20 protein-coding genes and 1 other annotated feature are annotated in these 24687 nt (G+C 53.6%); of the genes, 11 read left to right on the forward strand and 9 right to left on the reverse strand.

Annotation, left to right across the window (positions count from 1 at the left end; translation table 11 throughout):
- Positions 1-64: 64 nt before the first annotated feature.
- Both brnQ and FC49_RS05045 read right to left on the reverse strand, forming a co-directional pair.
- A complete protein-coding gene (gene brnQ / locus FC49_RS05040; RefSeq protein ID WP_056984438.1) occupies positions 65-1444 on the reverse strand; it encodes a branched-chain amino acid transport system II carrier protein in 1380 nt (459 codons plus the stop codon).
- Between the two features lie 76 nt (positions 1445-1520).
- Positions 1521-1754, reverse strand: a binding site (T-box leader).
- Positions 1755-1816: 62 nt separating this feature from the next.
- Positions 1817-3067, reverse strand: coding sequence for a DUF2325 domain-containing protein (locus FC49_RS05045; protein WP_003715522.1), 1251 nt, complete (start codon positions 3065-3067; stop codon positions 1817-1819).
- 145 nt (positions 3068-3212) lie between these two features.
- Here FC49_RS05045 and FC49_RS05050 point away from each other — a divergent pair, with 145 nt between their 5' ends.
- Positions 3213-4289, forward strand: a complete 1077-nt coding sequence (locus FC49_RS05050; protein ID WP_056984439.1) for a DHHA1 domain-containing protein — start codon at positions 3213-3215, stop codon at positions 4287-4289.
- Between the two features lie 260 nt (positions 4290-4549).
- Here FC49_RS05050 and FC49_RS05055 read toward each other — a convergent pair whose 3' ends face one another.
- A complete protein-coding gene (locus FC49_RS05055; protein WP_003715545.1) occupies positions 4550-5185 on the reverse strand; it encodes a DUF421 domain-containing protein in 636 nt (211 codons plus the stop codon).
- Between the two features lie 12 nt (positions 5186-5197).
- Positions 5198-5641 (reverse strand): DUF3290 family protein, encoded by a 444-nt coding sequence (locus FC49_RS05060; protein WP_003715501.1) that lies wholly within the window; start codon positions 5639-5641, stop codon positions 5198-5200.
- Positions 5642-5772: 131 nt separating this feature from the next.
- On the opposite strand from FC49_RS05060, the gene FC49_RS05065 reads away from it, so the two are divergent.
- A complete protein-coding gene (locus FC49_RS05065) occupies positions 5773-8328 on the forward strand; it encodes a YSIRK-type signal peptide-containing protein (protein ID WP_235804871.1) in 2556 nt (851 codons plus the stop codon).
- Positions 8329-8496: 168 nt separating this feature from the next.
- On the opposite strand, the gene FC49_RS05070 is transcribed toward FC49_RS05065, so the two are convergent.
- Positions 8497-9132 carry an HAD family hydrolase gene (locus FC49_RS05070; protein ID WP_003715534.1) on the reverse strand — a complete coding sequence of 212 codons (636 nt, stop codon included), beginning with the start codon at positions 9130-9132 and terminating at the stop codon, positions 8497-8499.
- Positions 9125-11794, reverse strand: a complete 2670-nt coding sequence (locus FC49_RS05075) for an HAD-IC family P-type ATPase (RefSeq protein WP_056984441.1) — start codon at positions 11792-11794, stop codon at positions 9125-9127. Before FC49_RS05075 ends, FC49_RS05070 begins: the two co-directional genes overlap by 8 nt.
- 329 nt (positions 11795-12123) lie before the next feature.
- Here FC49_RS05075 and FC49_RS05080 point away from each other — a divergent pair, with 329 nt between their 5' ends.
- Together FC49_RS05080 and FC49_RS05085 are read left to right on the forward strand one after the other, a co-directional pair.
- Complete coding sequence (locus FC49_RS05080; RefSeq protein ID WP_056984442.1) at positions 12124-12432, forward strand: YSIRK-type signal peptide-containing protein; 309 nt, start codon at positions 12124-12126, stop codon at positions 12430-12432.
- Positions 12387-14096, forward strand: a complete 1710-nt coding sequence (locus FC49_RS05085; protein WP_341459435.1) for a mucin-binding protein — start codon at positions 12387-12389, stop codon at positions 14094-14096. Before FC49_RS05080 ends, FC49_RS05085 begins: the two co-directional genes overlap by 46 nt.
- 89 nt (positions 14097-14185) lie before the next feature.
- Here FC49_RS05085 and FC49_RS05090 read toward each other — a convergent pair whose 3' ends face one another.
- Both FC49_RS05090 and FC49_RS05095 read right to left on the reverse strand, forming a co-directional pair.
- Positions 14186-15097 (reverse strand): proline-specific peptidase family protein, encoded by a 912-nt coding sequence (locus FC49_RS05090; RefSeq protein ID WP_003712929.1) that lies wholly within the window; start codon positions 15095-15097, stop codon positions 14186-14188.
- An 87-nt stretch (positions 15098-15184) separates the two neighbouring features.
- Positions 15185-17593 carry a Xaa-Pro dipeptidyl-peptidase gene (locus FC49_RS05095; protein ID WP_056984443.1) on the reverse strand — a complete coding sequence of 803 codons (2409 nt, stop codon included), beginning with the start codon at positions 17591-17593 and terminating at the stop codon, positions 15185-15187.
- A 152-nt stretch (positions 17594-17745) separates the two neighbouring features.
- On the opposite strand from FC49_RS05095, the gene FC49_RS05100 reads away from it, so the two are divergent.
- The 4 genes from FC49_RS05100 to FC49_RS05115 are packed head-to-tail and all read left to right on the forward strand — an operon-like array spanning position 17746 to position 21528.
- Positions 17746-18837, forward strand: a complete 1092-nt coding sequence (locus FC49_RS05100; protein ID WP_003715550.1) for an ABC transporter ATP-binding protein — start codon at positions 17746-17748, stop codon at positions 18835-18837.
- The gene (locus FC49_RS05105; protein WP_003715615.1) at positions 18837-19646 is read left to right on the forward strand and encodes an ABC transporter permease; all 810 of its coding nucleotides are present in this window, start codon (positions 18837-18839) and stop codon (positions 19644-19646) included. Before FC49_RS05100 ends, FC49_RS05105 begins: the two co-directional genes overlap by 1 nt.
- A complete protein-coding gene (locus FC49_RS05110) occupies positions 19643-20461 on the forward strand; it encodes an ABC transporter permease (protein ID WP_003715533.1) in 819 nt (272 codons plus the stop codon). Before FC49_RS05105 ends, FC49_RS05110 begins: the two co-directional genes overlap by 4 nt.
- Entirely contained in the window at positions 20458-21528 is a 1071-nt protein-coding gene (locus tag FC49_RS05115; protein WP_003715493.1) for an ABC transporter substrate-binding protein, read from the forward strand. The genes FC49_RS05110 and FC49_RS05115 overlap by 4 nt, the downstream gene beginning before the upstream one ends.
- A 171-nt stretch (positions 21529-21699) precedes the next feature.
- On the opposite strand, the gene FC49_RS05120 is transcribed toward FC49_RS05115, so the two are convergent.
- Positions 21700-23091: an APC family permease gene (locus FC49_RS05120; protein ID WP_003715585.1), complete on the reverse strand. Its 1392-nt coding sequence runs from the start codon at positions 23089-23091 to the stop codon at positions 21700-21702.
- Positions 23092-23204: 113 nt separating this feature from the next.
- Here FC49_RS05120 and FC49_RS05125 point away from each other — a divergent pair, with 113 nt between their 5' ends.
- From FC49_RS05125 to FC49_RS05135, 3 genes are read left to right on the forward strand one after another with little or no spacing between them, the layout of a single operon-like run.
- On the forward strand, positions 23205-23627 hold the full coding sequence (locus FC49_RS05125) for a bis(5'-nucleosyl)-tetraphosphatase (protein ID WP_003715560.1): 423 nt from the start codon (positions 23205-23207) through the stop codon (positions 23625-23627).
- Complete coding sequence (locus FC49_RS05130; protein ID WP_003715519.1) at positions 23620-24186, forward strand: guanylate kinase; 567 nt, start codon at positions 23620-23622, stop codon at positions 24184-24186. The genes FC49_RS05125 and FC49_RS05130 overlap by 8 nt, the downstream gene beginning before the upstream one ends.
- Positions 24187-24231: 45 nt before the next feature.
- The gene (locus FC49_RS05135) at positions 24232-24669 is read left to right on the forward strand and encodes a Fur family transcriptional regulator (RefSeq protein WP_003715601.1); all 438 of its coding nucleotides are present in this window, start codon (positions 24232-24234) and stop codon (positions 24667-24669) included.
- Positions 24670-24687: the final 18 nt, after the last annotated feature.

A 24687-nucleotide genomic window follows, 5' to 3' on the forward strand; every position in this document is an offset into this window, starting at 1 on the left:
GTCGAGCTTTAGACCTCATTTGATTTTTTACTTAGTAATGTTACTTCTACGCTCTTTCGCTGCGTTAATTTAACTCAGTACCTTCGTCGGTTGCATGTTGCCGGCGGAAGTGGTGGCAGACAAGCCCAACGGCCAGGCCTGCCAGCGCTGGTACGAGCCAGGAAAGACCCATGCTAGCAAGTGGCAGGGTGCTGCGCCAGCCGGCTACCACCTGTCCAAAGTGACTGGCACTGACGACTGCTGGAAAGGCAACTACCATATCGCCAAGTGCTGGAACAACGGTGAACAGTACGACGAAGAAGTAGACAACCCCATCCCGGTGGAAGAGCGGCGAGCTGACCGATAGCAGGATTAGAACCATCGAGAGCGGGTAGAGGAACATTAGCATTGGCGTTGACCAGGCAATGATTTGATCCAGACCGAAGTTTGCTGTTAGAAATGAAGCGAGGCAGCTGAGGGCCAGCCAAGCGTGGTAGCTGACCTTAGGGAAGTGCTTGTGGAAGTCCTGGGCAAAGGCGGCCACCAGGCCTACCGCGGTGGTTAAACAAGTTACGGTCAGGAGAAAGGCAAGGACAACCTGACCAAAGGCACCGGCATAGGCGTTGACCAACTGGTTAAAAGCGACCCCACCATCGGCGGAAACTTTAAACCGTCCCAGGGACATGGCGCCCATCAGGATTAAGAGCAGGTAGATCAGCCCGATGCCGCTTACCGCAAGGACCCCGGACTTAGCGACTACCCTGGAAACATCCTTGGCCTGGCGCTGACCCATCGAACGAACAGCGGTAACGACGGTGACCCCAAAGGCGAGGCCGGCGAGGGCGTCCATCGTGTTATAACCCTCCAAGAAACCGTTGGTGACGGCATTGTGGACGTAGGCACTGGTAACCGGTGCACTAGCGGGGTTCCCCAGCGGATTGGCAAAGGCCACGACAAAGACGAGGAAGAGGAGCGCCAAAAAGACGGGGTTTAGGACCTTGCCGACGTTAGCCAGGATCTGGTTTTCCTTGTAGGAGAAGAGAAAGGCGGCTAAGAAGAAAAGCGCCGAGAAGAGGAGCAGTGCCCAGCCCTGAGCAACTTTTGGCAGGAACGGGGCGACCCCAACGGTAAAGGAGACGGTTGCAGTCCGCGGGGTTCCAAAGAGGGGACCAATCGTGGCGTGAATCAATACCATGAAGACGAGGGCAAAGGCCGGCCCGAGCGGCAGGCCGATGTCATAGACCCCTTCGGCCCGGGTAACGGCGACGGCGAGGACCGATAGTAGCGGCAGCAAGACCCCGGTTACTAAGAAGCCCAGGGCGGCCGGAGCCCAGTTGGCCCCGGCCAGCTGACCGAGGTGCAGGGGGAAAATCAAGTTTCCGGCACCGAAGAAGAGCCCGAACAATAGTGAGGCAACGATCAAATATTGCTTGAATGATAAACGAGGTGATGTTAAATCACGCATGGTAAATCCCTCCTAGGATAAAATAATGGCAATTATTCTGATCCAATAAAAAAGTCCCTTAACCAACTTACATTGGTTAAGGGACGCCGTGGCGTGGTACCACCCTTTATTCAGGCCGTTCTCCGGCCTCTTCACGTACGGCTAATAAGCGATACGCTGACACGATAATGGGTGTACCCACCTAATCTTACTGGATTTTAAGATTAGGACTCGAAAGTGATTTTCAGTCGAATGTTAACCGATCCCCTCACACCTCACGGGACTCGCTGCCGGTAACAGACAACCTACTCTTCTTTCTCATTGCGATCAGATAATTAAAATGTTGCTTATTATTTTAACCATAGTCTAATGATTGTCAATAGGAATTTTAAATTAATCCATTTTTTCACTCGCAGCTGCATAGGCAGGGTCGCCATTTAATGCCCGGCCAATTGCCCGTTCAACCCCCGTATTCGAAGTGACGTTAGCAATGGCCAGGGGCTTCTCATAACGTTTAGCGTGGTGGTTAGCCAGCTGGCTAATCCGGTGGTGGATTGCATCAATGCAGACCACGACGATATCAGCATTGCGAATCTCCCGCTTGAGAGTGGAGGAGGAAACTTTTTCTTCTGCAGAGGCGTCGAGGCCGTGAAAGACCCCGTGGTGCTTGGTGATGACCGGCTTGAGACCCTGCACCTTATCCCGGACCCCGGTAATCACGAGGACGGTCCGCTGCTTTAGGTCGTAGTCAAGTTTCTTTTCATAATCATGCCGTGGGTGGGCGACCTTCTTGACCTGCTTGGGCTTGACCGGTTGCTTAGTAGTGTCGTAGTCGCTTTTTTCGTGGATCCAGCGAATCGCACCATCAGCGGCATCCCTTAGGCCGTTGTCACGGTCGTAGTAGGCGTAGTCGATAACCATTCCCGCCTTGAGGTTCCGTCCAGGATACTTGAAGGGGTCCACAACGATCGTGTTTTCCGGTGCCTGGTCGAGGAGTGAGTTCTTCTTTAGGGTGCTGCTGATTTGGAGAACATCCGAACCGGGAACCGGCTTGAGTTCCGCGTATTCAATCACCGTTACTTTTTCTGGCTGGTAGTCAGGCAGCTGGTCGCCGGTTACACGGCGGATGGTGGGCAGTCCCCGGACCCGTTGCTGGGGGTCGACTTCAACGATATCACCGTCGTTAACCGCAAAGGGCAGTCGGTGGAGTAGCGTTTCCGAGTAGTAGTGGTGGTTGATTTCCGCACCGCTTAGCTTTCGGTGAACGATGTAGCGGTTGTCGGCGGCCAGGCGTTCCTCAGGGGTGATTTCCTGGGGAGCAGCTGCCGTTTGGGCTTGGCTGACGGTCGGCCGCTGATTTTCTTCCTGGGTGTCGGTCGCGGGGCCGGTCAGCAGTGATTTCAACTGGCGCTTGCTATTTTCAGGCAGTGGCTGGTTGGCCGGGTGAACCTGGTGCTGGTGGAACCGGGGCTTGGTCTGGCGCGGCTGGCCGCTAACGGCCGGGGACACGGGAACCTCTGCATAGTGGTTGAGGACGTGGACAATGGTGGTCAGGCTGCGGAGGGTCTGTGTCAGACTAGCTGGATCCGCACTGGTGTTATTCAGCAGGTCAATCAGTTCCTGCCGGTAATCATATATTTTCATGATGACATGGTCCTTTCAAAAAGCTGATTACCTCAATCATACCAATTTGTGCCGGACCTGTCAGTTAATCCGCTGGCCGGTTCAGCGGTCCGGGATAAAAAATTGTATAATGAGCTTAAATAAATTTAATAAGGTGGACATGAACATGGTCAAACGGTTAATTAAACTTTTCTCACATAATGATTTAGATGGCTTTGGCGCGCCAATGCTCCTCCAGGCAGTTCAGCCAACGATGTTTGGGGATGTCGAGTTTGACATGACCAACTGCGGTGCGGGGCGGATCGATGACGAATTTGCCCGCTGGCTGCGGAGCCCAGAGGCCGGCCGCTTTACGGACGTCTACATCATGGATATGACCCCGGATAGCGACTACACCTTCCAACAGCTGAATGCCAATTTTGCCAACCACTGGCTGGTGTTTGACCACCACGAGAGCGAGGCCGGCTTGCGGCAAAAGTACGCCGCCAATAGCGTGGTGCCAGCCAATCCGCAGGTGAACCCAAGTGCGGCCAGCTTAGCCTGGGACTGGCTGACCCAGCAGCCCCACTTTGCTGACCTGCCAGCAGAGCGGCGGCAGGAACTAGCCTACCTGGTGGAATTAATCCGGGCTTACGATACCTGGGACTGGCAAAACGACCCGGAGATGGCCGACGAGGAACGGACCGCAGCTGACGAGCTGGACCAGCTCTTCTGGTTCTACCCCTTGCAAGATTCGGCTTCCTTTGTGGCGGATGTTTTCGCGGCCGGCTGGGAAAAGTACCACGCGGCTAACCAATTGCTGATCCGGACCCTGAATGAGCGGCGGGCGAAGTACCTCAAGAGCCACCTCAAGGATGTCCTGAAAACCGAATTAGACGGGCACCAATTTGGCATCGTCTACGCGAGTGATTACAAGTCGGAGATTGCCCACGCGCTTTTGGAACAGCATCCGGATGTGGAGGCCGCTCTGGTGATCAGCCCGGTCAGCGTTTCCCTCCGGAGTAACGGCAAGCTGGACGTGGCTAAATTTGCTGAAAAATACTTTGGCGGTGGTGGTCACGCTGATGCTGCCGGGGGCCGGCTAAACGTTAACCCGGTCAAGGTCGGGGAACAGGCAGTCGCTGATGACTTGGCCCAGACGATTGAGAACCAGCAGGAGGAGCACAAGCAAGAAGAGAGCACCCTGGCCGATAATTTAGACCCGGCGGTAGCTGCCAAGATGGCGGCACTTTTTAAGAAATAGGAAGTGCTGAGAGCCACGTACTGGGCGTAGGACTGGAGTAGTTGGCACGAAGGATAATAGTTAAGAACTAGTAAGAGAGGCTGTGACATAAGTACTATTACTTAGATAAAAGACGAACAGCGCAGTACACAAAGGGGCTTCAGTGCTCGGCAAAGCCGAACTCTGAAGCCCTCTTTGTGCTTTCTAAAGACTAGCTGCGCGTCGACGGGGGCGTGAAGACGAAGTCATAAATGACTTCTGTCACGTTCCCTCGTTGCTCGTTAATCACTGGGATAAGGGGTTAGGTGTAATTGACCATGGACGTATTCACCGAGATAGATGTCCTTGACTTCCTGGTAGCCGGCCCGGTGAATTTGCTCTAGCAGCCAGTCATTGTCATGGTGAATTAATTCGAGGACGTCATGGTTGATTTGTCCATCGTTAATAAGGGGGAATCGCACATCTTGCTCGTTATTTTCAATTACAACCAGCTGGCCGTTTTGTTCCAGAATGCCGCTTTTGACCTTGCTGAGCTCGTAGACCCCCTGGGTGCGCAGGCGAAACATGAGCTCACTAGCGGTTATGCCAGCACGCATGCACTCTTCAACCCGGATTTGTCCGTTTTTGATCAAGATCTGGGGCTGGCCATCAATTACCTTTTGAATTATTCGGTTGTGTTCTTTGAAAAATTTAACGATAAAGACAATTACGGTCCAAATGAGGAGAACCATTACAAATTGGAGGACCGTAATGTCACGGTTATAGATAATTCCGCCAATAATTCCCCCGAGGACGTAGTTTTGAACCTGGTCGACGGCAGAAGTCGGGGCCAGATTCCCCTTGCCAAGAATGTTGATTTGAAAGATTAAGCAGACCATCCCGAGGATGAACTTAATCGTAATCAGACCGTAGTCCATATGCTCACTCCTTTACTTACGAATGGTGACGGTGTGGTCGACAACGTGGGCGCGGGTGAGCGTGTAGTTATCGCCGTTGGGGCTCATATTGACCCGGTAGTCGCGACCCCGGAAGCGGACAAGGATTCCGTCCGTGAGCGTTGTTGAATTAACAACGACTTGTGAAGCCCGCAGGCCGTGATCCTTAGCCACGGCTTGGATGAAGGGCCGCATTTGTAATGTCTGGGCGTGCTGGTGGTAGTCATGTTCCAAGTTGGTGATTTGCAAGCCCGTGAAGATTAGCAAAAGAAGAAAAAAGATGATTCCGAGGTCCCGGTTGCGTGAATGTAGACGGTGGCGAAGGTAGCGACTGACATTAAAGACAATCAGGATGAGGAGAAGAACCATGATTGCATAGTTGATCATGCTCTCCAGTTGCTGTTGCTGTTCAAAATAGCTTTCTGCATAGAAGGTCATCGTTAACCACTCCTTTGGAAGACCCTAAATAAATATTCTAGGATGAACTAAAGGTGTTTTCAACTCTTACCAAGCAGTGTATAATACTTTTATTATATTCTAATTGTACTTAACTCAAGGGAGGAAATATGTTGGTTAAATATAATAAGCAGGAGTATCAACGTAGCCACACGCAAGAGCAGCAGCGGTTTGGCTTGCGCAAACTTAGCATTGGAGTTGCTTCCGTTTTATTAGGAACTAGCATTGTTGTTGCTGGAAACACAACCGCCCACGCTAGTAGTAATGCTGAGTTGGCCGATAGTAATGACCAGTCTGTAGCAACGGTAGCGGCTTCCCCGGTCACCCACCAGGATGCGGTGGCACTTAATAGCAAGCAGTCTACTGTAACGGAAACGACCCAGGCCACTAGCGACCAATCAGGTGCGTCGGTCAATAGCGCCCATCAGGTAGCTTCACCAACGGCAGCTCGTTCAGCGCAGGCGACTAGCACTAGCGAACCGGCCAAGCAGCCCGCGACGGTGGACTTGACCTTTGTCGATGACGACAATAATGGTGCAATTATCGACAGCCCGTACTTGCCAAGTGAAAATAACGGCCACCATTATGCACACGGTTTTATTGGTGAAAAAATCAGCACCACCGCGTACAATAACGGCACCCGGAGTGTTGACCGGATGCTGCGGGCGCTGACTGGTCGTCATGATCCCTATGTCCTGAATGGCAGCTATACCCTGCCGACAGAATTTACAGATTCGTTGATGACGGTGCAAATCCACCTCAAGCACCGGGTAGAAACACACGCTGACTACCCAACGAAAACGATTACCCGGACTATCCATTACCGCCGGGCCTACCCCTATGATGGCAGCCAGATGGTGGATGATGATGGCAAACTGATTCCAGATTACCAGGTCCAATACGAAGTGACACCGGTGGTGGTAATTGATAAGGCAACGGGGAAGCAGACCGTCACTTATACGATCAAAAACCTCCAAACTGGCAAGGTCACGACTATTGAAAACGACGGGACCGACCCGATTACAATCGACTATGACCAAGTTGCTTCACCAACCGTTACGGATTGGATTGCAGACGAAGCAGCGGTTGGGGGCCACTACCAAATGAACTTTGGCATCGATTCCTGGAAGGTTTCCGCTAACGACTGGCAGGATTTGCAAACGGTGACCTATAAGTACGACGAGAGCAAGCTCAAGATTGGCGATGTGGTTCCTAAAGCCGCCCGTCATGAGGCCGTAATAGTGGAAATTTCCGCAGACGGTACCCGGATGACGGTTACCCGGACCTTCTATTATGGTTTCACTGACGACTCTGGTGACAACCTCGACCACCCGGAGATTCAGCACTACGGAGGTTCCCAGTCACTTGAATTTACTCGGGAAAAGGCCACTGATAGTGCTGGCAACACCACTTATAGTCCTTGGCAGGCGGTAACTACGAACACCTTCCCGAAGTACGTTTACCAGGAACACTATGGACACCCGCAGGGCTACGACTTGCCGTATGGCTACTCTCCGGCAGTCACGATTGACCCGAATGCGGATTTAAGCACCCTTTCAGGGATTACCGTTTACGATCCTTACGGGCCAACTTACAAGGTCTCAATTATTGATGATACGAATAACAAGGTCCTAAACGTGTACGGTGGTGACCGTGATAACTACTTGTCAGTTCCCGAAGCTGGGGATGGTTACCAGCATACCCGGGATGCGGCGGAACAAACGCGGCGGACAATTTATGCTGCGGTTGCCGGTTACCAGGACCAGGGCTACGTGGTAGTTTCCGATGACTTTGGTCAGATCAGTACTAATAATGCTGCCAACCAAAGCCACAGCGAGGGAATTGAGGATTACGCTAAGTATGTCTACACGATTCACCTGGCAAAGAAAGCCACTTCACAGACGGAGCAAAAGACGGTTAAGCGGATCGTGCACTTTGTGGCTGATAACCCGGCCCACGACCAGTTGCAGGCTAGTCAAACACAACTGATTAACTACACGACGTCCTATTTCACGGACCCGGATGGCAACTTGGTCAATGCTAAGCAGCTGGTAGATAAGGACGGGAACGTTGTTAAGGATGACGCTGGCAACCCAATTTATATTGTTGATTCAGCTAACCAGACGACACCACGGAAGACCTGGACGGTTCTTACTCCCGCCACAGGTGACGGGGTAACGGTTACCGGTAACCAGGCTAGTTACCAGCAGGTGCGGCAAGACTTCATTGACGTACCAGCGGGAGCACTTGCGGGGCACTGGCAAATTGAACGGGCCGCAAGGGACACGGTTGATGGTCAGCAACTGGCAACTAAGACTGCACCAGTAGAAGCGGTTGACAATGATCTTCCAGACGGGACGGTCGAACATGTTTACCTGGTCTACACCCAACCACAAACCCCAGAGACGATTGACCCTAACGACGCTGGGAAGGTTACCCCCGCCACTCCAGGAAACACGCCAGGAAGCGGAGCGGGAACAGCTACTTCTGCCAGTGTGGCGGTTAGCCCCGCTGCTGCTCAGCTGTCCGCCGCTGACAGCCAGAATGCACAAGGTAAGCACTTGCCGCAAACGGGGCAGGCGAATAGCCGGGGACTGCTGGCCCTTGGCTTGACCGCTTTCTTAACGGCAATTGGCCTGGGCGCGGTAAATCGCAAACGACAAGATTAATAACTAAGCAAGTTTAGAATGCGAAGGCGGCTGCGACAGAAGTCCTTTCGCTTTAATAAAAGCAAGACAATACACAATAGGGTTCCAGTGCTCGGCAAGGCCGAACTCTGGAACCCTATTTGTGCTTTTAAAGACTAGTTACGCGTCGACGGGGGCGCCAAAGTCTTATTAGATTTTTAGTAAGTCCAGGGGACTGGTTAACGGGTAGTCGGCATCCTTAATGGCGTCTGGATTAGCCGAACCGTACAGGGCCCCGGCAAATTTGACCCCAGCCGCCTTCGCCGCCCGCAGGTCATTAACGGTATCACCAACATAGACGCTTTCTTCTGGCCGGGCGCCGAGCTTTTCGACTGCCGCGAGGATTGGCTCGGGGTCGGGCTTGTGGTTGACCGTGTCCGCCGAGGTAATCACGGTATCAAACAGTTGTGCGAAGGGGTAGGTCTCGGCGAAGTGGTCGTATTCTGACCGCAGTTTTGAAGTGGCCACCCCTAGCCGGTTCCCGGAAACGGCCGCTAATTCGGTGAGGGCCTCAGGAATCTTGGGGAAGGGCTTGACCCGGTCCTCACGTTGGTAGGCAAGGGCGAACCATTCCTTTTGGATTGCTGCCCGTTCGGCGGCCTGGACGCCAAAGAGTCTTAGCGCGTCGTCCCCGGTGATTCCGAAGAGGTGCTTCATCGTTGCCTGCTCATCCTTGACTGGGTAACCGTGCTTGCGCAGGGTCTCCACCATCGCTGGCATGTACATATCGAAGGTATCAATCAGGGTACCATCAATGTCAAAAATAAAGGTATTAATCTTAGTCATTGTGTGCTTCCTTTCTCAACCGTAACCACTTATCAAACTCTGCCACTAGCATAATCAGGCAGGAGAAGATAACAACTGCTAGCCACTCGGTCAGGCTGATTCCCGTCACGTGGAAGGCGGCCTGCATAAATGGCAGGTAGGTCAAAAGCAGTTGGAAGGCCAGCATGATCCCGATTACCAGCCAGGCTTTGCCAGTGATCGTCTTGATTTGGCTGATGCCATAACGGTCGGTCCGGATACTAAAGAAGTAGAACAGCTTGCTGATGACAATGACGTTAATCATCATCGTTGTCGCGTTCACGACGCTGCTCCCGTGGCCCGTAAACCAATCGTAGGAAACGAGGGCAAAGATTGCCATCAGGGCGGAAACGTAGCCCATTTGGATTAAGTCGTGCCGGTCCATCAAGCGGGCGGAAACGGGGCGCGGCGGCCGGTTCATCAACCCCGGCGCGGCCTTTTCAAAGACGAAGGCAAACTGGATCGTGATGGCGGCCACCAGGTTGATCCACAGCAGCTGAACTGGCTGGAGTGGCACCTGCTGGGCGGTCAGAATGGAGAAGGCGACGACCAGCCCTTCGGCAAAGGAAGTCGGCAGGAGGAAGAGGATACTCTTCTTGATGTTGTCGTAAATCCGCCGGCCCTCTTCAATCACCGCGGCCATCGTGGCGAAGTTATCATCGCCAAGGATCATGTCAGCGGCGTCCTTAGCCACGTCGGTTCCCTTGATTCCCATTGCGACCCCAATGTCGGCCTGTTTCAGTGCTGGGGCATCGTTGACCCCGTCACCAACCATGGCGGTCACCAACTGGTCCTTTTGCAGGGCATTGACGATTTCGAGCTTATTTTGCGGGGTGGTCCGGGCAAAGACCTGGTTAAACTTGGCGGCTTCTGCCTGTTCGTCTGGCGAGAGCCGGTCCCATTCCGCACCAGTGATGGCGTGGATTTCGCCCGGGGCCAAGCCCAATTGATGACCAATGGCCCGGGCGGTTTGCGGGTCGTCCCCGGTAATCATCTTGACCGCTACGCCGGCCTGGTTCATCTTCTTCAGGGCGGCAATCACTTCTTCCCGCGGAGCATCCTGGAGAGCGGCAAGGCCGAGCAGGTGGATTCCCCGGTAGAGGTGGTCGTGTTCAACTTCCATCAGGTTTTCGCCGGTGACGGTCTGGTAGCCGAGGGCGATTACCCGTTTCCCTTGCTTGGACCACTCATCGACCCGGTTCTGCCACTTGGCGGTGTTAAAGTGCGGATCCGCCTTCGCAGCCATTTCAAAGAGCTTATCCGGGGACCCTTTGACAAAGATAACCTGCTGGTCGTTTTTCTGATCCTTCGTCAGTTCGGCAATGTATCGGTAGTCCGAATCGAAGGGCAGGAGGTCCAGTGGTTTAAATGGTGACTGGTAGTCGACTCCCATGACCTTCCGGTAGAGGGTTAAGAAGGCCCCGTCCGTCGGCTCACCGTTGATGGTCCACATGCCATCTTCTTCGCTGAGTACGGTATCGTTGGCCTGGAAGCCGGCTTCGACCAAGAGCTTGAGCTGGTCGGTCAACTCAGCGGGGTGTCCGTTTGCCAGCAGCTGGCCCTTTGGTGCGTAGCCAGTCCCGGTGACCGTGTAGTGGTGGTCACCAGCCCAGAGTTCAATCGCGGTCATTTCATTCTTCGTCAGCGTCCCGGTCTTGTCGGTTGCAATTACGTCGACTGAACCGAGCGTTTCCACTGCCGGCATCGACTTGATAATCGTCTGGTAGCGTTTCGCCATCTTGGAAACCCCGAAAGCCAGAATGACCGAGGTTGTAGCAGGGAGTCCTTCTGGAATCGACCCGACCAGCATGGCGACGACGGCCAGCGCCAGGGCTGGCAGGGAGTAGATTTGCAGGAAGAAACCGACGATGAAGATGATTGCCGAGCCGATGATGGTGATGTAGGAAACGACCTTGCCGACGTGGTCGATTTCCTTCGTCAGGCGGGTCTTCTTCGGCTTGATCTGGGCAACCTCTTGGGAAATCTTTCCGATCTCGGTCTGCTCACCGGTGGCGACGACGATTCCGATTCCGCTCCCGCTGGTGACGGAGGTGGAGGAGTAGGCCATGTTGACCCGGTCAGCGAGGGGAACGTCGGGATCGGTCAGGGCCTCGTCCGTTTTGATGACCGAGTTGGTTTCCCCGGTCAGGGCTGATTCTTCGATCCGGAGGTTGTCGGCCGAGACAATCCGCAGGTCGGCGGGAACGTTATCTCCGACCTCGAGGAAGACCACGTCACCGACAACCAGGTTTGCGGCGTCAATATCCTGGCGTTGCCCATCCCGGTAGACGGTCGCGTGCTGGGCCATCATTTCCTGGATCTTAGCAAGGGCGTTGGCAGCGCTGGTCTCCTGGAAATAACCGATCAGCGAGTTGAGGATAACCACCGCCAGGATGACGATGGCGTCGGTGTAGTGACCGATTAGAATCGTCAGCAGAGTAGCGACGAGTAAGATGTAGATCACGATGTTGTTAAACTGACGCAGGAAAATCTTCCATTTTGGTGTTGGCTTAACTTCCAAAACGTTCTTACCATCCTTGGCAAGCCGTTGCTGAGCCTCGTGATCGCTCAGGCCGGCGGTCAATTCTGTCAGACCGTTGGCATGCATGATTTCGTCAGTAGTTAGTTGGTATGCTTGTTTCATTGTGCTCCTTCGACAAGTAGTAAAGCGACATTACAACGGGCCAGATCGGCGGGTAGTTAGTGCGGCTTTATTGTGATGCGTTGTTCTCCTCCCATCTTATATTTACTAATCTTATCCTACCATATTTAGCAGCCTGACTAGGCCCGGTTAAGGGATTTTTAACTTATTTAAGCGCGAAAATTAAGGCCGGTGTGACCGGTAGATAATATGTCTTATTAAGCGACTTATGTTAAATAATGTCCACTTATTTGACAAAAAATCCACTTATTTTTCATAACTAACTTGGGTATAGTATAGGTGTATTTAGGTATTATAAAGGAGGTTTTAGTATGGCATTATCAAAGAATAATACCCAAGAACGTTTGCGAAAGGAGAAGCCGGGGCGAGAACGGTTTGCGTTACGAAAACTGTCTGTTGGCGTGGTATCTATTTTAGTTGGTGTTGCCATCTATTCTACGGGTGAGACAAGTTTTGCTGCAACTCCTGCCAATGAGGCTGAAAAATCTTCAGTAGTTGTTCAAAATGGCAGTGCAGCCACCAGTAAGCAAATACGGCAGCGGCGGGGAGCCAGGGGAGCTCTCAAGCGGCAAACATTCAGACGGCACCCCAAGCTGCTAGTAACCAGTCTAGCGGCGTAACTAATAGTGACTTAAATAAGATAATTACCAGGACCATCACGGTTACGGATCCCCAGGGGAAAGTTACCACCGTTCCGCAAGAGGTTAAGTTGACCCGGACGGCAAGTGTAGACGGTGCTACCGGGAAGGTAACATACTCCGCTTGGACGACTGGCAATTTTGACCAGTATGACGTACCGGCAATTACCGGCTATACGCCTAGTTCAACTAAGGTGGACCGGCTTCATGTTGATAGTAACACCAGTGATAGTAACGTTAGCATCACGTATGCTGCCAACCCGACTGTTGCCGAGGTTATTTTTATTGATGACGATCGGAACGGTCAGCAGGTTGACTCCGAATATAAGTACGGGAAGTTTGGTGAGAGCTTTCAGGTGGAAATCCCCGACAATTATCGGCTGACCGATAGCACGACCCCCACGGAATACACTTATAATGTACCTAGCAGCTACTTTACGCCACAGCTTGTCAGGATTCATTTAAAACACCAGCTCGAACACCGGTTGGTAGAAAATGACGTTTATTACCAGCAAGTTAGGGAAATCAACTTTGGTTCGGATAAGGAACCGGTCATGGTCGGCTCGCTTACTAAGCATGAGTATGATAATGGTGAGGGAGTTCGGTACTGGCCAATAACTAACGGAACGCTGCTTGGTAAAATGACCGGTCATGTCAGCTATGACTTGGTGACCCACGAGATTGTGTCCTACGATGATGACTGGACAATCTTGAAGACAGCTGGGCAGGTGTTTAAGCTGACGGATCCAGGTGAGCTGGCTAATGGAGTGCTGACTGGGTCTTCTGATACGGATGGCAGAGGAGTCGCCGAATGGGTTGGTCAGGCGGGAACGGATTCTGACTACCAAAAGTACCCGATCCGGCTGTACGCTTCCACTGCGGAGACCAAGCAGATTAATACTGCCTTGCCACTCCCCTTCCCCATGCCGTCGTTTATTCAATTTGTTACCAACAGTGACTTCCAGCCTGCAAGGGAGCGGAATGACCAAGAAATTACGGGATTTAAGTTTGCAGATCTCAGCGCGAACGACATCAAAGACTACGGCCCGTATTCACTCGATGACGATAATGGTGTTTTGAAGGCTAAAACGTACCTGCCAGTGATGGTTGGCTACTACCCATACGTGGAAAAGACGATTTCACGTACCATTACCGTGGTTAAACCAGATGGTAGCAAACAGCAAATCATCCAGCAGGCAGCGCTGGATAAACGGGTGAACATCACTTACAACGCCCCTGAAGAAGAGTGGTCGACTGCTAGTTTCGCCGAGTATAATGCTCCTGAGATACCTGGCTACAAGCCGAGCAGAAACGCACCAGCCGTGACGGTTACGGCGAAGAGCGAATTTAGCCCAATTTTGATTACCTACCTGCCGGATCCAACGGCACAAGGGGAAGGACCAGCTACGACTGAGCCGACTACGCCAAGCACTGGCAGCCAAAAGTCCAATCCTCAAGGTGTGAGGGTCAGTGCTGCTACTCCTGGGATGGCTAAACTAGCCGATACTGGCAAAACCGCACCGGTCGCTGCCCAGCTACCGCAAACTGGTAATAACCAGGAATCACTAGCAGCAGTTGGTTTAGCCTTATTTGGACTAACCAGTGGCTGGCTCGGACTTAGTCGCAAACGTCGGAAGCAGGATTAGTGCGACCATAATTAAAAATTATTACGGGAACAAATTAAAATAGAGGCCCAGAGCTCGAATTTTATTGAGCTCTGGGCCTCAGATTATTTTTACTTATTAAACGTTCCATCTTCGACTGACCGAATGAAGTCGGCGAGGTGCTTGTAGTAGACATCCGGGTTATCGACCATGTGGTGGTGACCCCCGTTAGGCGTCGTGACCAGCTTGGAGTTTGGAATCAAGCTGTCCATTGTCTTAGCGGTTTCGAGCGGCATGGTTTCATGCTCCCCAAAGGTCAGCAGGGTCGGCACCTTGATGTTCTTCAACTGGTCGCGGAAGTGCCAGTCCTTGAGCTTCCCGGTGATGACAAACTCGTTGTCACCTTGGAAGACGTTGTAGACTGCGTCCCCACCCAGGTCTTTGAGGTGGTAGAGCTTGGACGGCTGCTTGCGGTCCACGTACTGTTCGTTCATGATTTGAACGTACTCTTGGTACTTTGGGTTGCTGTAATCGTTGCGGTCCTCGCACTCCTTCATAAAGGCCACCGCGTCAGCCGGCAACGTCTTTTCCCGGAGGGCGTTCACGTGGTCGACGTATTCGTCGATTTCATCTACCATTGAAGAAATGATGGCGCCCTTGAGGTGTTGCCCGTACTTGACGGCGTATTCCTGAACGAGCAGGCCACCCCAGCTTTGCCCAATCAGGTAGATGTTGTCGAGCCCCAGCTTTGCCCGTACTTCGTCGACTTCATCGAGGAAGTATTCGTAAGTCAGGTACTTTTTGGCGATTTCCGGGTCGGAGTAGTCGGGCTGGTCAGAATAGAGGGAGCCTAACTGGTCGTACATCGTTACCTGAACGTTCAGGCCCTGCTTAGCCAGCTGTTCGGCCGTATCCTCCCAGTATTCATGGTTGCCACCGGGACCACCGTGGAGGGCGAGCAGGTGGATGTCGCCCTCGCCCTGGGTGTTGGTCCAGAGGTGGTAGCCGTTATCGAGCGTAATAATCTTTGTTCCTGTTTTCATGCAAATTCTCTCCTTTGCCAATTCATGGTAAAACGTAATACTAATTTTACCGCATTTTGGCGCGGGATGCTAAGAACAGCCCTTGGCCTAGCCAACCTGCTGACTGCCCGGAATGGTCAACTTGGCGTTGGCAACCGGCAAACGGTAGCTGATGTCTTCGTTGCCACGCAGGGTGAAGGCGTAGTCAGTCGCGTAGATAATTAGTTCGAGCTGGTGCCCAGCCGCCAGACGGTGGAACAGTGGCTGGAGGTCAAATTCGACCGTCACCAGTTGACCAGCAAAGAGCTCGTCGGTTTGGCTGGCACCGTGGCGGTTTTGGAGGTTAATGTGACCACGGCTGACGACTTTGTAGTCCGTCGGTGCCTTTTGCAACTGGAACTCACGGAGGTCATCGCTGGCCCAGTGGTAGCCTAGTGGCAGGCCGCCCCGGTTGACGATCACAGGTGACGTGGTCAGGCGTTTGGCAGTTCCCCGGTCAATCAGCAGGGCACTGATCAGGCCGTGGTCGGCGGAGGAAGATACCTGCAAGGTCAGCCGTGGCGTTCCCCGAAGCAGGGTGTCCCGGCTAAGGGGAGCACTGGTAAAGTGGCGGCTGAACCGGCCAGCATCATGGAGTAGTGCGGCCTGCCACTTGGCTGGGTGCTTGCACCAGTCATGGTAGGTGTTATCCGGTTGCCGGTCGGTGAATTGTTGGATGTCAGCCTCGTTATCGTTAGGCTTTGTGGTCAAAGTCTGCCCTTGGAGGTAGTAGTTGACCGTTTGCCCCGCGGTCCATTGGTCATAGCTGGTCCAGGTAGCTGGCGTCAGGTTGGACTGAACGAGGACGTTCGGCAGGACCTCATCGGCGTGGTTGTCCAGTCCCCAGAGCTTGTTAGCCAGCCAGAGGTTGACCATTTCCGAAAAGTCGAGGGACTGGAAGGCATTGATGTAAATGTGCTGGCCCTGGTGGAGGATCAACTTGCTGGTCACCGGCAAATGTGCCAGCCCGTCCGCTAAGGCCTTGACGTTGCTCGGCTTGACATTGGTGTCGTTGAGCCCGTGCACCATCATAACCGCCGCCTTGATGTGGCTAATCGCTGGCCGGTAGTCCCGGGCAGCCCAGAAGTCGTTGTAGTTGCCAGTCTGCCGGTCCATGGCAGCAGCCATCCGGTCAACATACTTTAGGTAACGGCCCTTGACCCGGGAAAAGTCGGCGGGACGCTTCGTCCGGCTGAATGTTTCGTCAGCGAGGGTGTCGGCGTCCTCCCCCTGGAAGCCCCCGGCTGCCCGGACCAGCCCATTTTCCCGGTAGTAGTCGTACCAGCTCGAAATGGCGGCTTCGCTGATAATTGCTTTGAGGCCGGCAACTCCGGTGGTCGCCACGGCCGTTGCGAGGGTGCCTAAGTAGGACCGGCCGGTCATCGCGACGTTGCCGTTACACCAGCCGGCCGTAATGGTATAGCCGCTATTCCGGTCGGTGAACGCCCGCCGGTCACCGTGCAGCCATTCGACCACGGCCTTCATGGACGCAGTTTGTTCTGGCGAGCCGCAGGTTTGGAAGCCGTCTGAATCCTTGGTTCCAATTCCGGCTGCGTAAACAATGGCGTAGCCGCGTACCGCCAGGTAGTTATTCAGCGTATAGGCAGGGGTACCCGTGAAACTAGTGGTGGCCTCCTGGGCCTCTCCCTTGACGGCGTGGTAGGCAAAGGTGGTTGGGAATTTTTCTTCAGCTGGGGCCTGCTGGTCGGCCGTTTTATGGGTGAGGGGATGGTTGACGTTGTGGGTTGCTTTTTCGCCCCATTCATCGTTGGTTCCCTGGTTATACGGGCTGGCGGTAAATACTGCGGGCACCTTCTTGATATTAGATTCCCGTGGCCGCATGATTTCCACCTTTACCAGGTCAGCCTGCCCATCAAAGTCGGTGTCCATGTCGGTTTCCACGTAGACGACTTCCCGGATAAACTGCTGGGGGTCGTAGCTGGCGATGGGTTTGCCATTAAAAAAGAGCGGCTTTTGTTCAGCTGGCAGGTCGTAGGTCCAGGTCAAAAAGCCTTGGGCCGTCAGCAGGTCCAAGTAGTTTTGCCCATTCTTGGCCCGGGTGTTGAGGAGGAGGTAGAAAGCGTCGACTACATCAGCGCTGGTCCACGCTTCGTGTTCCCGGAGCGGCAAATTCAACTTTCGCCAGCTGGCAACGGGTTGGTCTAGTTGAAAGTCGACTTCTGGTTCGAAGCGCAACAGCTGAAAGGCGACCCGGTAAAAAACATCAGTCGTCAGGGACGTCCCCAGCTTAAACCAGTCGTCGAGGGCTAGGGTCGGGGTAGCGAGGAGGTCGTGCAGCCATTCCGCGGCGGTCAGTGGGCTGTTGATACCTAAACGGGTGCGGACAAGCAGGGTTTCGAAGAGCTCGGCGGGGGTCAGCTGGTCGACTTCCTCCGCCCGCAACAGGTGCAGCATTGCCAACTCCTGGCGTTCCTGGGCCGGGCTGGCGCTGATAATGCTAAATTGGTTGAATTTCATTTGGTTCACCTCATTTAAAAACAGGACTACTGATAATTTAACTCTCCCTTCCATTGTAAACATTTTCTCCAGCAGCAGGGCCGACTTTTTCATTAATTAACGGTATAATTTAGGTGCTTGACTTAATTCAGAACTTTGTGAGGAAATAGCTAATGGCGAAAAATATTATGGAATTCCGCCACGTTGAAAAGCGGTTCGACGATAACGTGGTTCTAAAAGACATTGATTTTACGATTGAGGCGGGGAAGTTCTACACCCTGCTGGGGCCCTCGGGCTCCGGAAAGACGACGATCCTGCGGCTGATTGCCGGTTTTGACCAGCCGACCAGCGGGGAAATCCTGTTTAATGGTCAAAAAATTAACAATGTCCCGGCTAACCAGCGCCAGGTCAATACGGTTTTCCAGGACTACGCGCTCTTTCCACACATGAACGTGGCCGAAAACGTCGCCTTTGGCTTGCAGATCCGGGGGGTCAAAAAGGCGGAAATCAAGCGCCGGGTTCAGGAGGCCCTCAAGCTGGTCCAACTGGAGGGCTACGGGGAACGGGAAATTACTGCCATGTCTGGTGGTCAGCGGCAGCGAGTGGCAATTGCCCGGGCAATCGTCAACGAACCGCAAGTCCTCCTCCTGGATGAGGCATTGTCGGCTCTTGACCACAAGCTCCGGGTCAACATGCAGACAGAACTGCGCCAGTTGCAGCGTCAACTGGGAATCACCTTTATCTTCGTCACTCACGACCAAGAGGAAGCTCTGGCGATGAGCGACCAGATTATGATTATCAACGATGGTACAATCCAGCAGACGGGGACTCCGGTTGATATTTATGACGAACCGTTGAACCACTTTGTCGCTGACTTTATTGGCGAGAGCAACATCGTGCCGGGAATTATGAAGAAGGACTACCTGGTGTCCATCAACGGTCAAGACTTTGAATGCGTCGATGCGGGGATGCGGCCGAACGAACGGGTCGAGGTTGTCATCCGCCCTGAAGACTTGGACATCACTTCGGTCGAACAGGGGCAGTTGGTGGGAACCGTGGATACCCAGCTCTTCCGGGGGGTCGATTACCAAATCATGGTTCACGACGTCCGCGGGCACGAGTGGAAAATCAACTCCATCCATAAGACGACGGTCGGGGCCCAGGTGGGAATCAGCTTTGACCCCGAGGATATTCACGTGATGCGCTACAACGAAACCGAGGCCGACTTTGATGCCCGGCTGGACAGCTATGAGGAGGACGACTGATGCGGCAAAAAACACTCTTTATCGTCCCTTACGCGCTCTGGATCGTCCTCTTTGTCATTGCGCCGCTGGTCCTGATTTTCTACCAATCATTTTTTGACATCAGCGGGCACTTTACCCTAGGCAACTACGGCAGCTACCTGACCTCGCGGGTCTACTTGAAGATGACCTTCAACTCCGTCTGGTACGCCTTTCTGATTACCCTGGTGACCCTATTGATCAGCTATCCGACGGCCTACGTACTTAACCACTTGCCAAACAAGCAGTTCTGGCTCCTCCTGGTGATCTTGCCAACCTGGATCAACCTTTTACTGAAGACCTACGCCTTCATCGGCCTCTTTAGCCGGTCCGGGTCGATCAACCAGTTCCTGCAGTTCGTCGGCCTGGGCAGCCACCAGCTGCTCTTTACCGACGCCAGCTTTATGTTTGTGGCGGCCTACATTGAAATTCCCTTTATGGTCCTGCCAATATTTAACTCGCTGGCCGAAATCAGCCCATCACTGATCAATGCCAGCAAGGACCTCGGCGCCAGCCAGTGGCAGACTTTTCGCAAGGTGGTCCTGCCGTTGTCAATGCCGGGGGTTAAGGCCGGTATTCAGGCGGTCTTTATTCCCTCGCTCTCCCTCTTTATGATTACCCGCCTGATTGGGGGCAACCGGGTGATTACTCTGGGGACAGCGATTGAGGAGCACTTCCTGACCACCCAGAACTGGGGAATGGGATCGACCATCGGGATGATTTTGATTATTGCCATGTTTATCGTCATGTTCATTACCGGAGAGACTAAGCAGAAGGGAGGGACCCGCCGATGAGCAAGCGTCATTTTAACTGGTCGGGACTTTACCTGGCCCTGGTCTTTGTCATTTTATACGCGCCCATTGTCTACCTGGTGGTCTTCTCCTTCAGCGCGGGGACCACGATGGAACACTACCACGGTTTTTCTTGGCGCCACTATGCGGACCTCTTTGGGGATACCCGGATGATTACAATCGTCTTTAACACCATCATTATTGCCCTGCTGGCGTCCTTGATTGCGACCATCATCGGGACGCTGGGGGCGTTGGCAATTAAAAACACCCGGGGGAAGTGGCGCAACAGCCTGTTGTCCTTAAATAATGTTCTGATGGTGTCGCCGGATGTTATCATCGGGGCGAGCTTTTTAATCTTCTTTACCATGCTGGGGATCCGCCTCGGCTTTGTATCCGTCCTGCTAAGCCACATTGCCTTTTGTATCCCAATCGTGGTGCTGATGGTTCTGCCGAAAATCAATGAGCTTTCCCCGACCCTGGTGGACGCCGCCTACGACCTCGGTGCAACCCGCTGGCAGGCCCTTTCCCAGGTCGTCCTGCCCGCCATTACTCCCGGAATTGGGGCCGGCTACTTTATGGCCCTGACCTACTCTTTGGATGACTTTGCGGTGACCTTCTTTGTTACGGGAAACGGCTTCTCGACCCTGTCCGTGGAGATTTACTCCCGGGCGCGGCAGGGAATTAACTTAGAAATCAATGCTCTATCCGCCATCATGTTCCTGGTATCGCTATTGCTGGTGCTGGGCTACTACTTTATCAGCAAGCATGGCGGGCGGCGGAACCGGATTGTAACCGTTAAGGAGGGGGACGCACAATGAAAAAACTCTTCGCGGTGATCTGCGGAATCGTCGCCCTGTGCGCGGCCTTGGCTTTTGGCGATTGGGCGCTCAACCACCGGCGGGGCGGCACGGCCAACCTGCTGACAATTTACAACTGGGGCGACTACATTGATCCGGCCCTGATCAGCAAGTTTGAACGGCAAACCGGCTACCGGGTCGATTACGAAACTTTTGATAGCAATGAGTCAATGCTGACGAAGATCCGTCAGGGGGGAACTAACTACGATTTGGTGGTGCCCAGCGAGTACACGGTTCAGCGGATGAAAAAGGAGCACTTGCTGGCCCCGCTGGATCACCGCCGGTTGACCAACTTCCACTACATTGCCCCCGAATTCCGCAACCAGCCCTTCGACCGGGGAAACCGCTATTCGGTCCCGTACTTTTGGGGGACGCTGGGAATTATCTACAATGACCAGAAAGTCCGGGCCCAGGATGTCCAGCACTGGTCCCAGCTGTGGAATCCCCGGCTCAGGAATAACTTGATGCTGATCGACAGTGCCCGGGATGTCTTCGCCATGGCCCTGATTTCCCAGGGACAGTCGGTCAACACAACCAGTTACGCGAAACTAAAAAAGGCCCAGGATCATTTGAAGACTCTGACGCCAAACGTGAAAGCAATCGTTGCTGATGAGATGAAGATGTACATGGAACAGGATGAGGCAGCGGTTGGGGTCACCTACTCTGGGGATGCCCGGGAAATGATATCGGTCAACCACCACCTGCATTATGTCGTGCCGAGCGAGGGAAGCAACATCTGGTTTGATAACATGGTCATCCCTCGTGCGGCCAAAAACAAGGCCGCGGCCTACGCCTTTATCAACTTTATGCTGGAACCAGCCAACGCAGCCCAAAATGCGGAATACGTTGGTTACGCGACCCCGAACGCGGCGGCCCGGCGGCGGTTGCCGAAACGGGTGACGGCGGACCGGGCATTCTACCCACCCGCCAAGACGATGACCCACCTCCAGGTTTACCGCGACCTGCCTCTCAAGACGCTGGGCGTGTACAACGACCTCTTCCTGGAATTTAAGATGTTTGCTAAGTAAGTGCGGAATATCCCGAAAAGGGACGCACGAAAAAAGAGCCTGAGATTTTCTCGGACTCTTTTTTTTACTATTTCTAGAGATAACGTGTTCCGCCAACGCAAGGCTAGTATCCAGGTCCGGACGGCCGTGTCAATTGGCGGTTGGGCAGATGCCCTGTCGAGGACTTCCTTTTTACCGTTCCTGATTAAGTTTGCTGTGCCAGTATCCGTAGCTGAAGTAGAGGATGATGCCGAGACCGAACCAGATGCCGGCGCCAATCCAGGTTTCCTTGGAGAGCATTGCCATCATGCCCAGGCAGGCCAAACCGGAGATAACCGGCAGGACCGGGTAGAAGGGAACACGGAAGCCGCCCTTGTTACCGATGTCCTTGCGTCGGCGCAGGGGGATGATCCCGAAGGAAACGAAGAGGAAGGCCAGCAGGGTCCCAATGTTAACCAGGCTGGTCAGCTGGTCTAGTGAAACTAACCCACCCATTAACGCAATAATGATGGAAACCACCCAGAGGGCTTGCTGGGGAACGTGGTGTTTGTCGTCGAGCTTAGCGAGAAATGATGGCAAGAGCCCGTCACGGCCGATGGAGTAGATCAATCGGGAACTGGAGTAAATCATCGTCACCATCATGGTGAACATCCCAATCAAAGCCCCGATGGACAGCAGTTCCGCAATCCAGTCCTGGTGAACCATTTCCAGGGCGTAGGCGACCGGGTTCGCCACGTCCAGCTTGGTGTACTTGACCAGCCCCGTCAGGACGACCGAAACGGCCATGTACAGGACTGTGGCGACGACCAGGGTGCCGATAATCCCTGCCGGCATATTCTTCTTTGGGTTCTTAACTTCCGCGGCTGACGACGAAACGGCGTCAAAGCCGAGGTAGGCGAAGAAGACGACGGTCGCCCCGTGAAAGACCCCCTTCATGTGGTAGGGCAGGAAGGGGTGGTAGTTGGCCGGCTTGATGAAGAAGAGACCGACCACCACGAAAATTACGATAATCGCAATCTTAATGGCAACCGCGATGTTGTTAATCCGCATCGAGGACTGCATTCCCTTGGATAGCATCCAGCTAATCAAGAGGACGATGACAATCGCTACCAGGTTGATGTAGGTGCCGTGGGCCGGGTCAAAGGGGCCGGACACCGCCTTGGGCAGCTTTATCCCAAAGCTGGCGATGAAGGAATTAAAGTAGGCGGCCCACCCAGTCGAAACCGAAGCGACCGCAAGCATGTATTCCAGGACGAGGGCCCAGCCGAGGATCCAGCCGAAAAATTCACCGAAGACCACGTTCCCGTAAGAGTAGGCGCTACCGGCAACGGGGAGGGCGGAGGAGAATTCCGCGTAACACATTGCGGCGAGGGCGCAGACGATTGCCGAGAAGAAAAATGATAAGGTCACCCCCGGGCCCGCTGAATTTGCGGCAACCGTACCGGGCAGGATAAAAATCCCGGTCCCAATCACGGCACCGATGCCGAGGGCCATTAAGTCAACCGCCGTCATGGACTTAACGAAATCCTTGTCGACCCCGAGGTAACGATCAAGACTTTCTTTCCGCAGAATGTTTAAGCGCATCTTCAAACCACCTTTGCTATAATATAGTCAAAAATATCTTATTCCATGATACCCAAGAATAAGATTAAAAGTCAATTAGAGAATTAATTATTTATTAAAAGGATGGTTAAACGATGGCAATTGAAGTAACCAGTGGAGCAGTGGTTTACCGCCAAAATGCCGGTGAATTGGAGTACCTGTTGTTGGAGAGTCAAAATAAGGGGCATTTTTGGGGCTTCCCCAAGGGCCACGTCGAAGGCAATGAGACCTTAGAGCAGGCGGCGGCGCGGGAAATCAAGGAGGAAACTCAGCTGACCCTGCCAATCGACACCAGCTTCAAGGTTTACACTGAATACGACCTGCCCAATGGCAACCGCAAGCAGATGACCCTCTTCACCGCAGACTTGACCGCTCAGGAGGATATTCACCTGCAGGCCGAAGAGATTAAAAATTGCGGCTGGTTTAACTACCAGGACGCCCGCAAACGACTGACCTACGATAACCTCAAGCAGCTGTTAGACCAGGTCAATACCCACCTGACGAAGAACAATGACTAAGCAGGGACGGGTGTTTGTAATTTGCGGGGCGGCGGGCTCAGGGAAGACCACCGTCGCCCGCTACTTGCGGACGGAATTTCACCTCCACCGGGTCATTACCCACACGACCAGGCTGCCCCGGCCGGGTGAACGTGACGGGGTGGACTACCATTTTGAAACTGCCCAGTCGATGGCTAAGCTCCACCTGCTGGAGGCGGTGACTTACGACCAGGCCCGCTATGGTTCTTCATTAGAAGGGTTAGCAGAGGGCTGGCAACAGGGCCAAGACGACGTGATTGTCCTTGACACTAAGGGGGCGCTGACCTACTACCAGCAATTAGGTGCGCGGGTGACGGTTATCTTTTTGACAGTCAGCAAGTTGGCGGCCTTAGCTCACCGGATGGCGGAACGGGGGGATGCCCGGCCGGCGATTGAATCCCGGCTCCATAGCCTGGAATACCAGCGGGACCTGCATTTGCCAGCGGAGCTCCGGGGAATCGCCCAGGTGGTCACGAATGATGATTGGGCAACGACAACGAAACGCTTGCGCCAGATTGTGGGCAAGACAGTAACGGATTAACGGTAATTATGGTAGAATTGGTACTTCGGTAAGGAGGTGGCGTAATTGGATAAGCTGGTTGAACAGGCCCGGGTGAAGCTGCGTGCCCAGCACTTACGCTGGACCAAGCAGCGGGCAATGATGCTTAAAATTATGACCGCGGACCCGGAACACTATCAAGACATTACGGTCATTGATGATGCGCTCCGGGCAGCGTATCCGGGCCTTAGTCACGATACAATTTACCGGAACTTAAAGGAGTTTGAACGGCTGGACCTTGTGGAGCTGCGTCAGCATAATGACCAAATGCAGGTCAAGTACCGCTGTGATGCGGCCCATCACCACCACTTCATCTGTGAAGTTTGCGGCCGGGTACAGGAAATCCAGATGCCACCGCTGGAGATGGATTACTATGCCCAACAGCTGCCAGGGGCCCAGATTACGGGCCATACCTTTGAGTTGCGGGGGATTTGTGCCGAATGCCGCCGCAAGCACTTACAATAAATTTCAATCTTCCTTAAC

Source organism: Limosilactobacillus oris DSM 4864, from assembly GCF_001434465.1.
Lineage (GTDB): Bacteria > Bacillota > Bacilli > Lactobacillales > Lactobacillaceae > Limosilactobacillus > Limosilactobacillus oris.

Bases quoted from the DNA above. Each gene is read 5' to 3' on its own strand.
- FC49_RS05125 (WP_003715560.1), top strand. From the start codon at position 23,205: ATGGCAATTGAAGTAACCAGTGGAGCAGTGGTTTACCGCCAAAATGCC.
- FC49_RS05120 (WP_003715585.1), bottom strand. From the start codon at position 23,091: ATGCGCTTAAACATTCTGCGGAAAGAAAGTCTTGATCGTTACCTCGGG.
- FC49_RS05055 (WP_003715545.1), bottom strand. From the start codon at position 5,185: ATGGACTACGGTCTGATTACGATTAAGTTCATCCTCGGGATGGTCTGC.
- FC49_RS05045 (WP_003715522.1), bottom strand. From the start codon at position 3,067: ATGAAAATATATGATTACCGGCAGGAACTGATTGACCTGCTGAATAAC.
- FC49_RS05095 (WP_056984443.1), bottom strand. From the start codon at position 17,593: ATGAAATTCAACCAATTTAGCATTATCAGCGCCAGCCCGGCCCAGGAA.
- FC49_RS05075 (WP_056984441.1), bottom strand. From the start codon at position 11,794: ATGAAACAAGCATACCAACTAACTACTGACGAAATCATGCATGCCAAC.
- FC49_RS05105 (WP_003715615.1), top strand. From the start codon at position 18,837: ATGCGGCAAAAAACACTCTTTATCGTCCCTTACGCGCTCTGGATCGTC.
- FC49_RS05115 (WP_003715493.1), top strand. From the start codon at position 20,458: ATGAAAAAACTCTTCGCGGTGATCTGCGGAATCGTCGCCCTGTGCGCG.
- FC49_RS05130 (WP_003715519.1), top strand. From the start codon at position 23,620: ATGACTAAGCAGGGACGGGTGTTTGTAATTTGCGGGGCGGCGGGCTCA.
- FC49_RS05070 (WP_003715534.1), bottom strand. From the start codon at position 9,132: ATGACTAAGATTAATACCTTTATTTTTGACATTGATGGTACCCTGATT.
- FC49_RS05090 (WP_003712929.1), bottom strand. From the start codon at position 15,097: ATGAAAACAGGAACAAAGATTATTACGCTCGATAACGGCTACCACCTC.
- FC49_RS05080 (WP_056984442.1), top strand. From the start codon at position 12,124: ATGGCATTATCAAAGAATAATACCCAAGAACGTTTGCGAAAGGAGAAG.
- FC49_RS05060 (WP_003715501.1), bottom strand. From the start codon at position 5,641: ATGACCTTCTATGCAGAAAGCTATTTTGAACAGCAACAGCAACTGGAG.
- brnQ (WP_056984438.1), bottom strand. From the start codon at position 1,444: ATGCGTGATTTAACATCACCTCGTTTATCATTCAAGCAATATTTGATC.
- FC49_RS05100 (WP_003715550.1), top strand. From the start codon at position 17,746: ATGGCGAAAAATATTATGGAATTCCGCCACGTTGAAAAGCGGTTCGAC.
- FC49_RS05050 (WP_056984439.1), top strand. From the start codon at position 3,213: ATGGTCAAACGGTTAATTAAACTTTTCTCACATAATGATTTAGATGGC.
- FC49_RS05110 (WP_003715533.1), top strand. From the start codon at position 19,643: ATGAGCAAGCGTCATTTTAACTGGTCGGGACTTTACCTGGCCCTGGTC.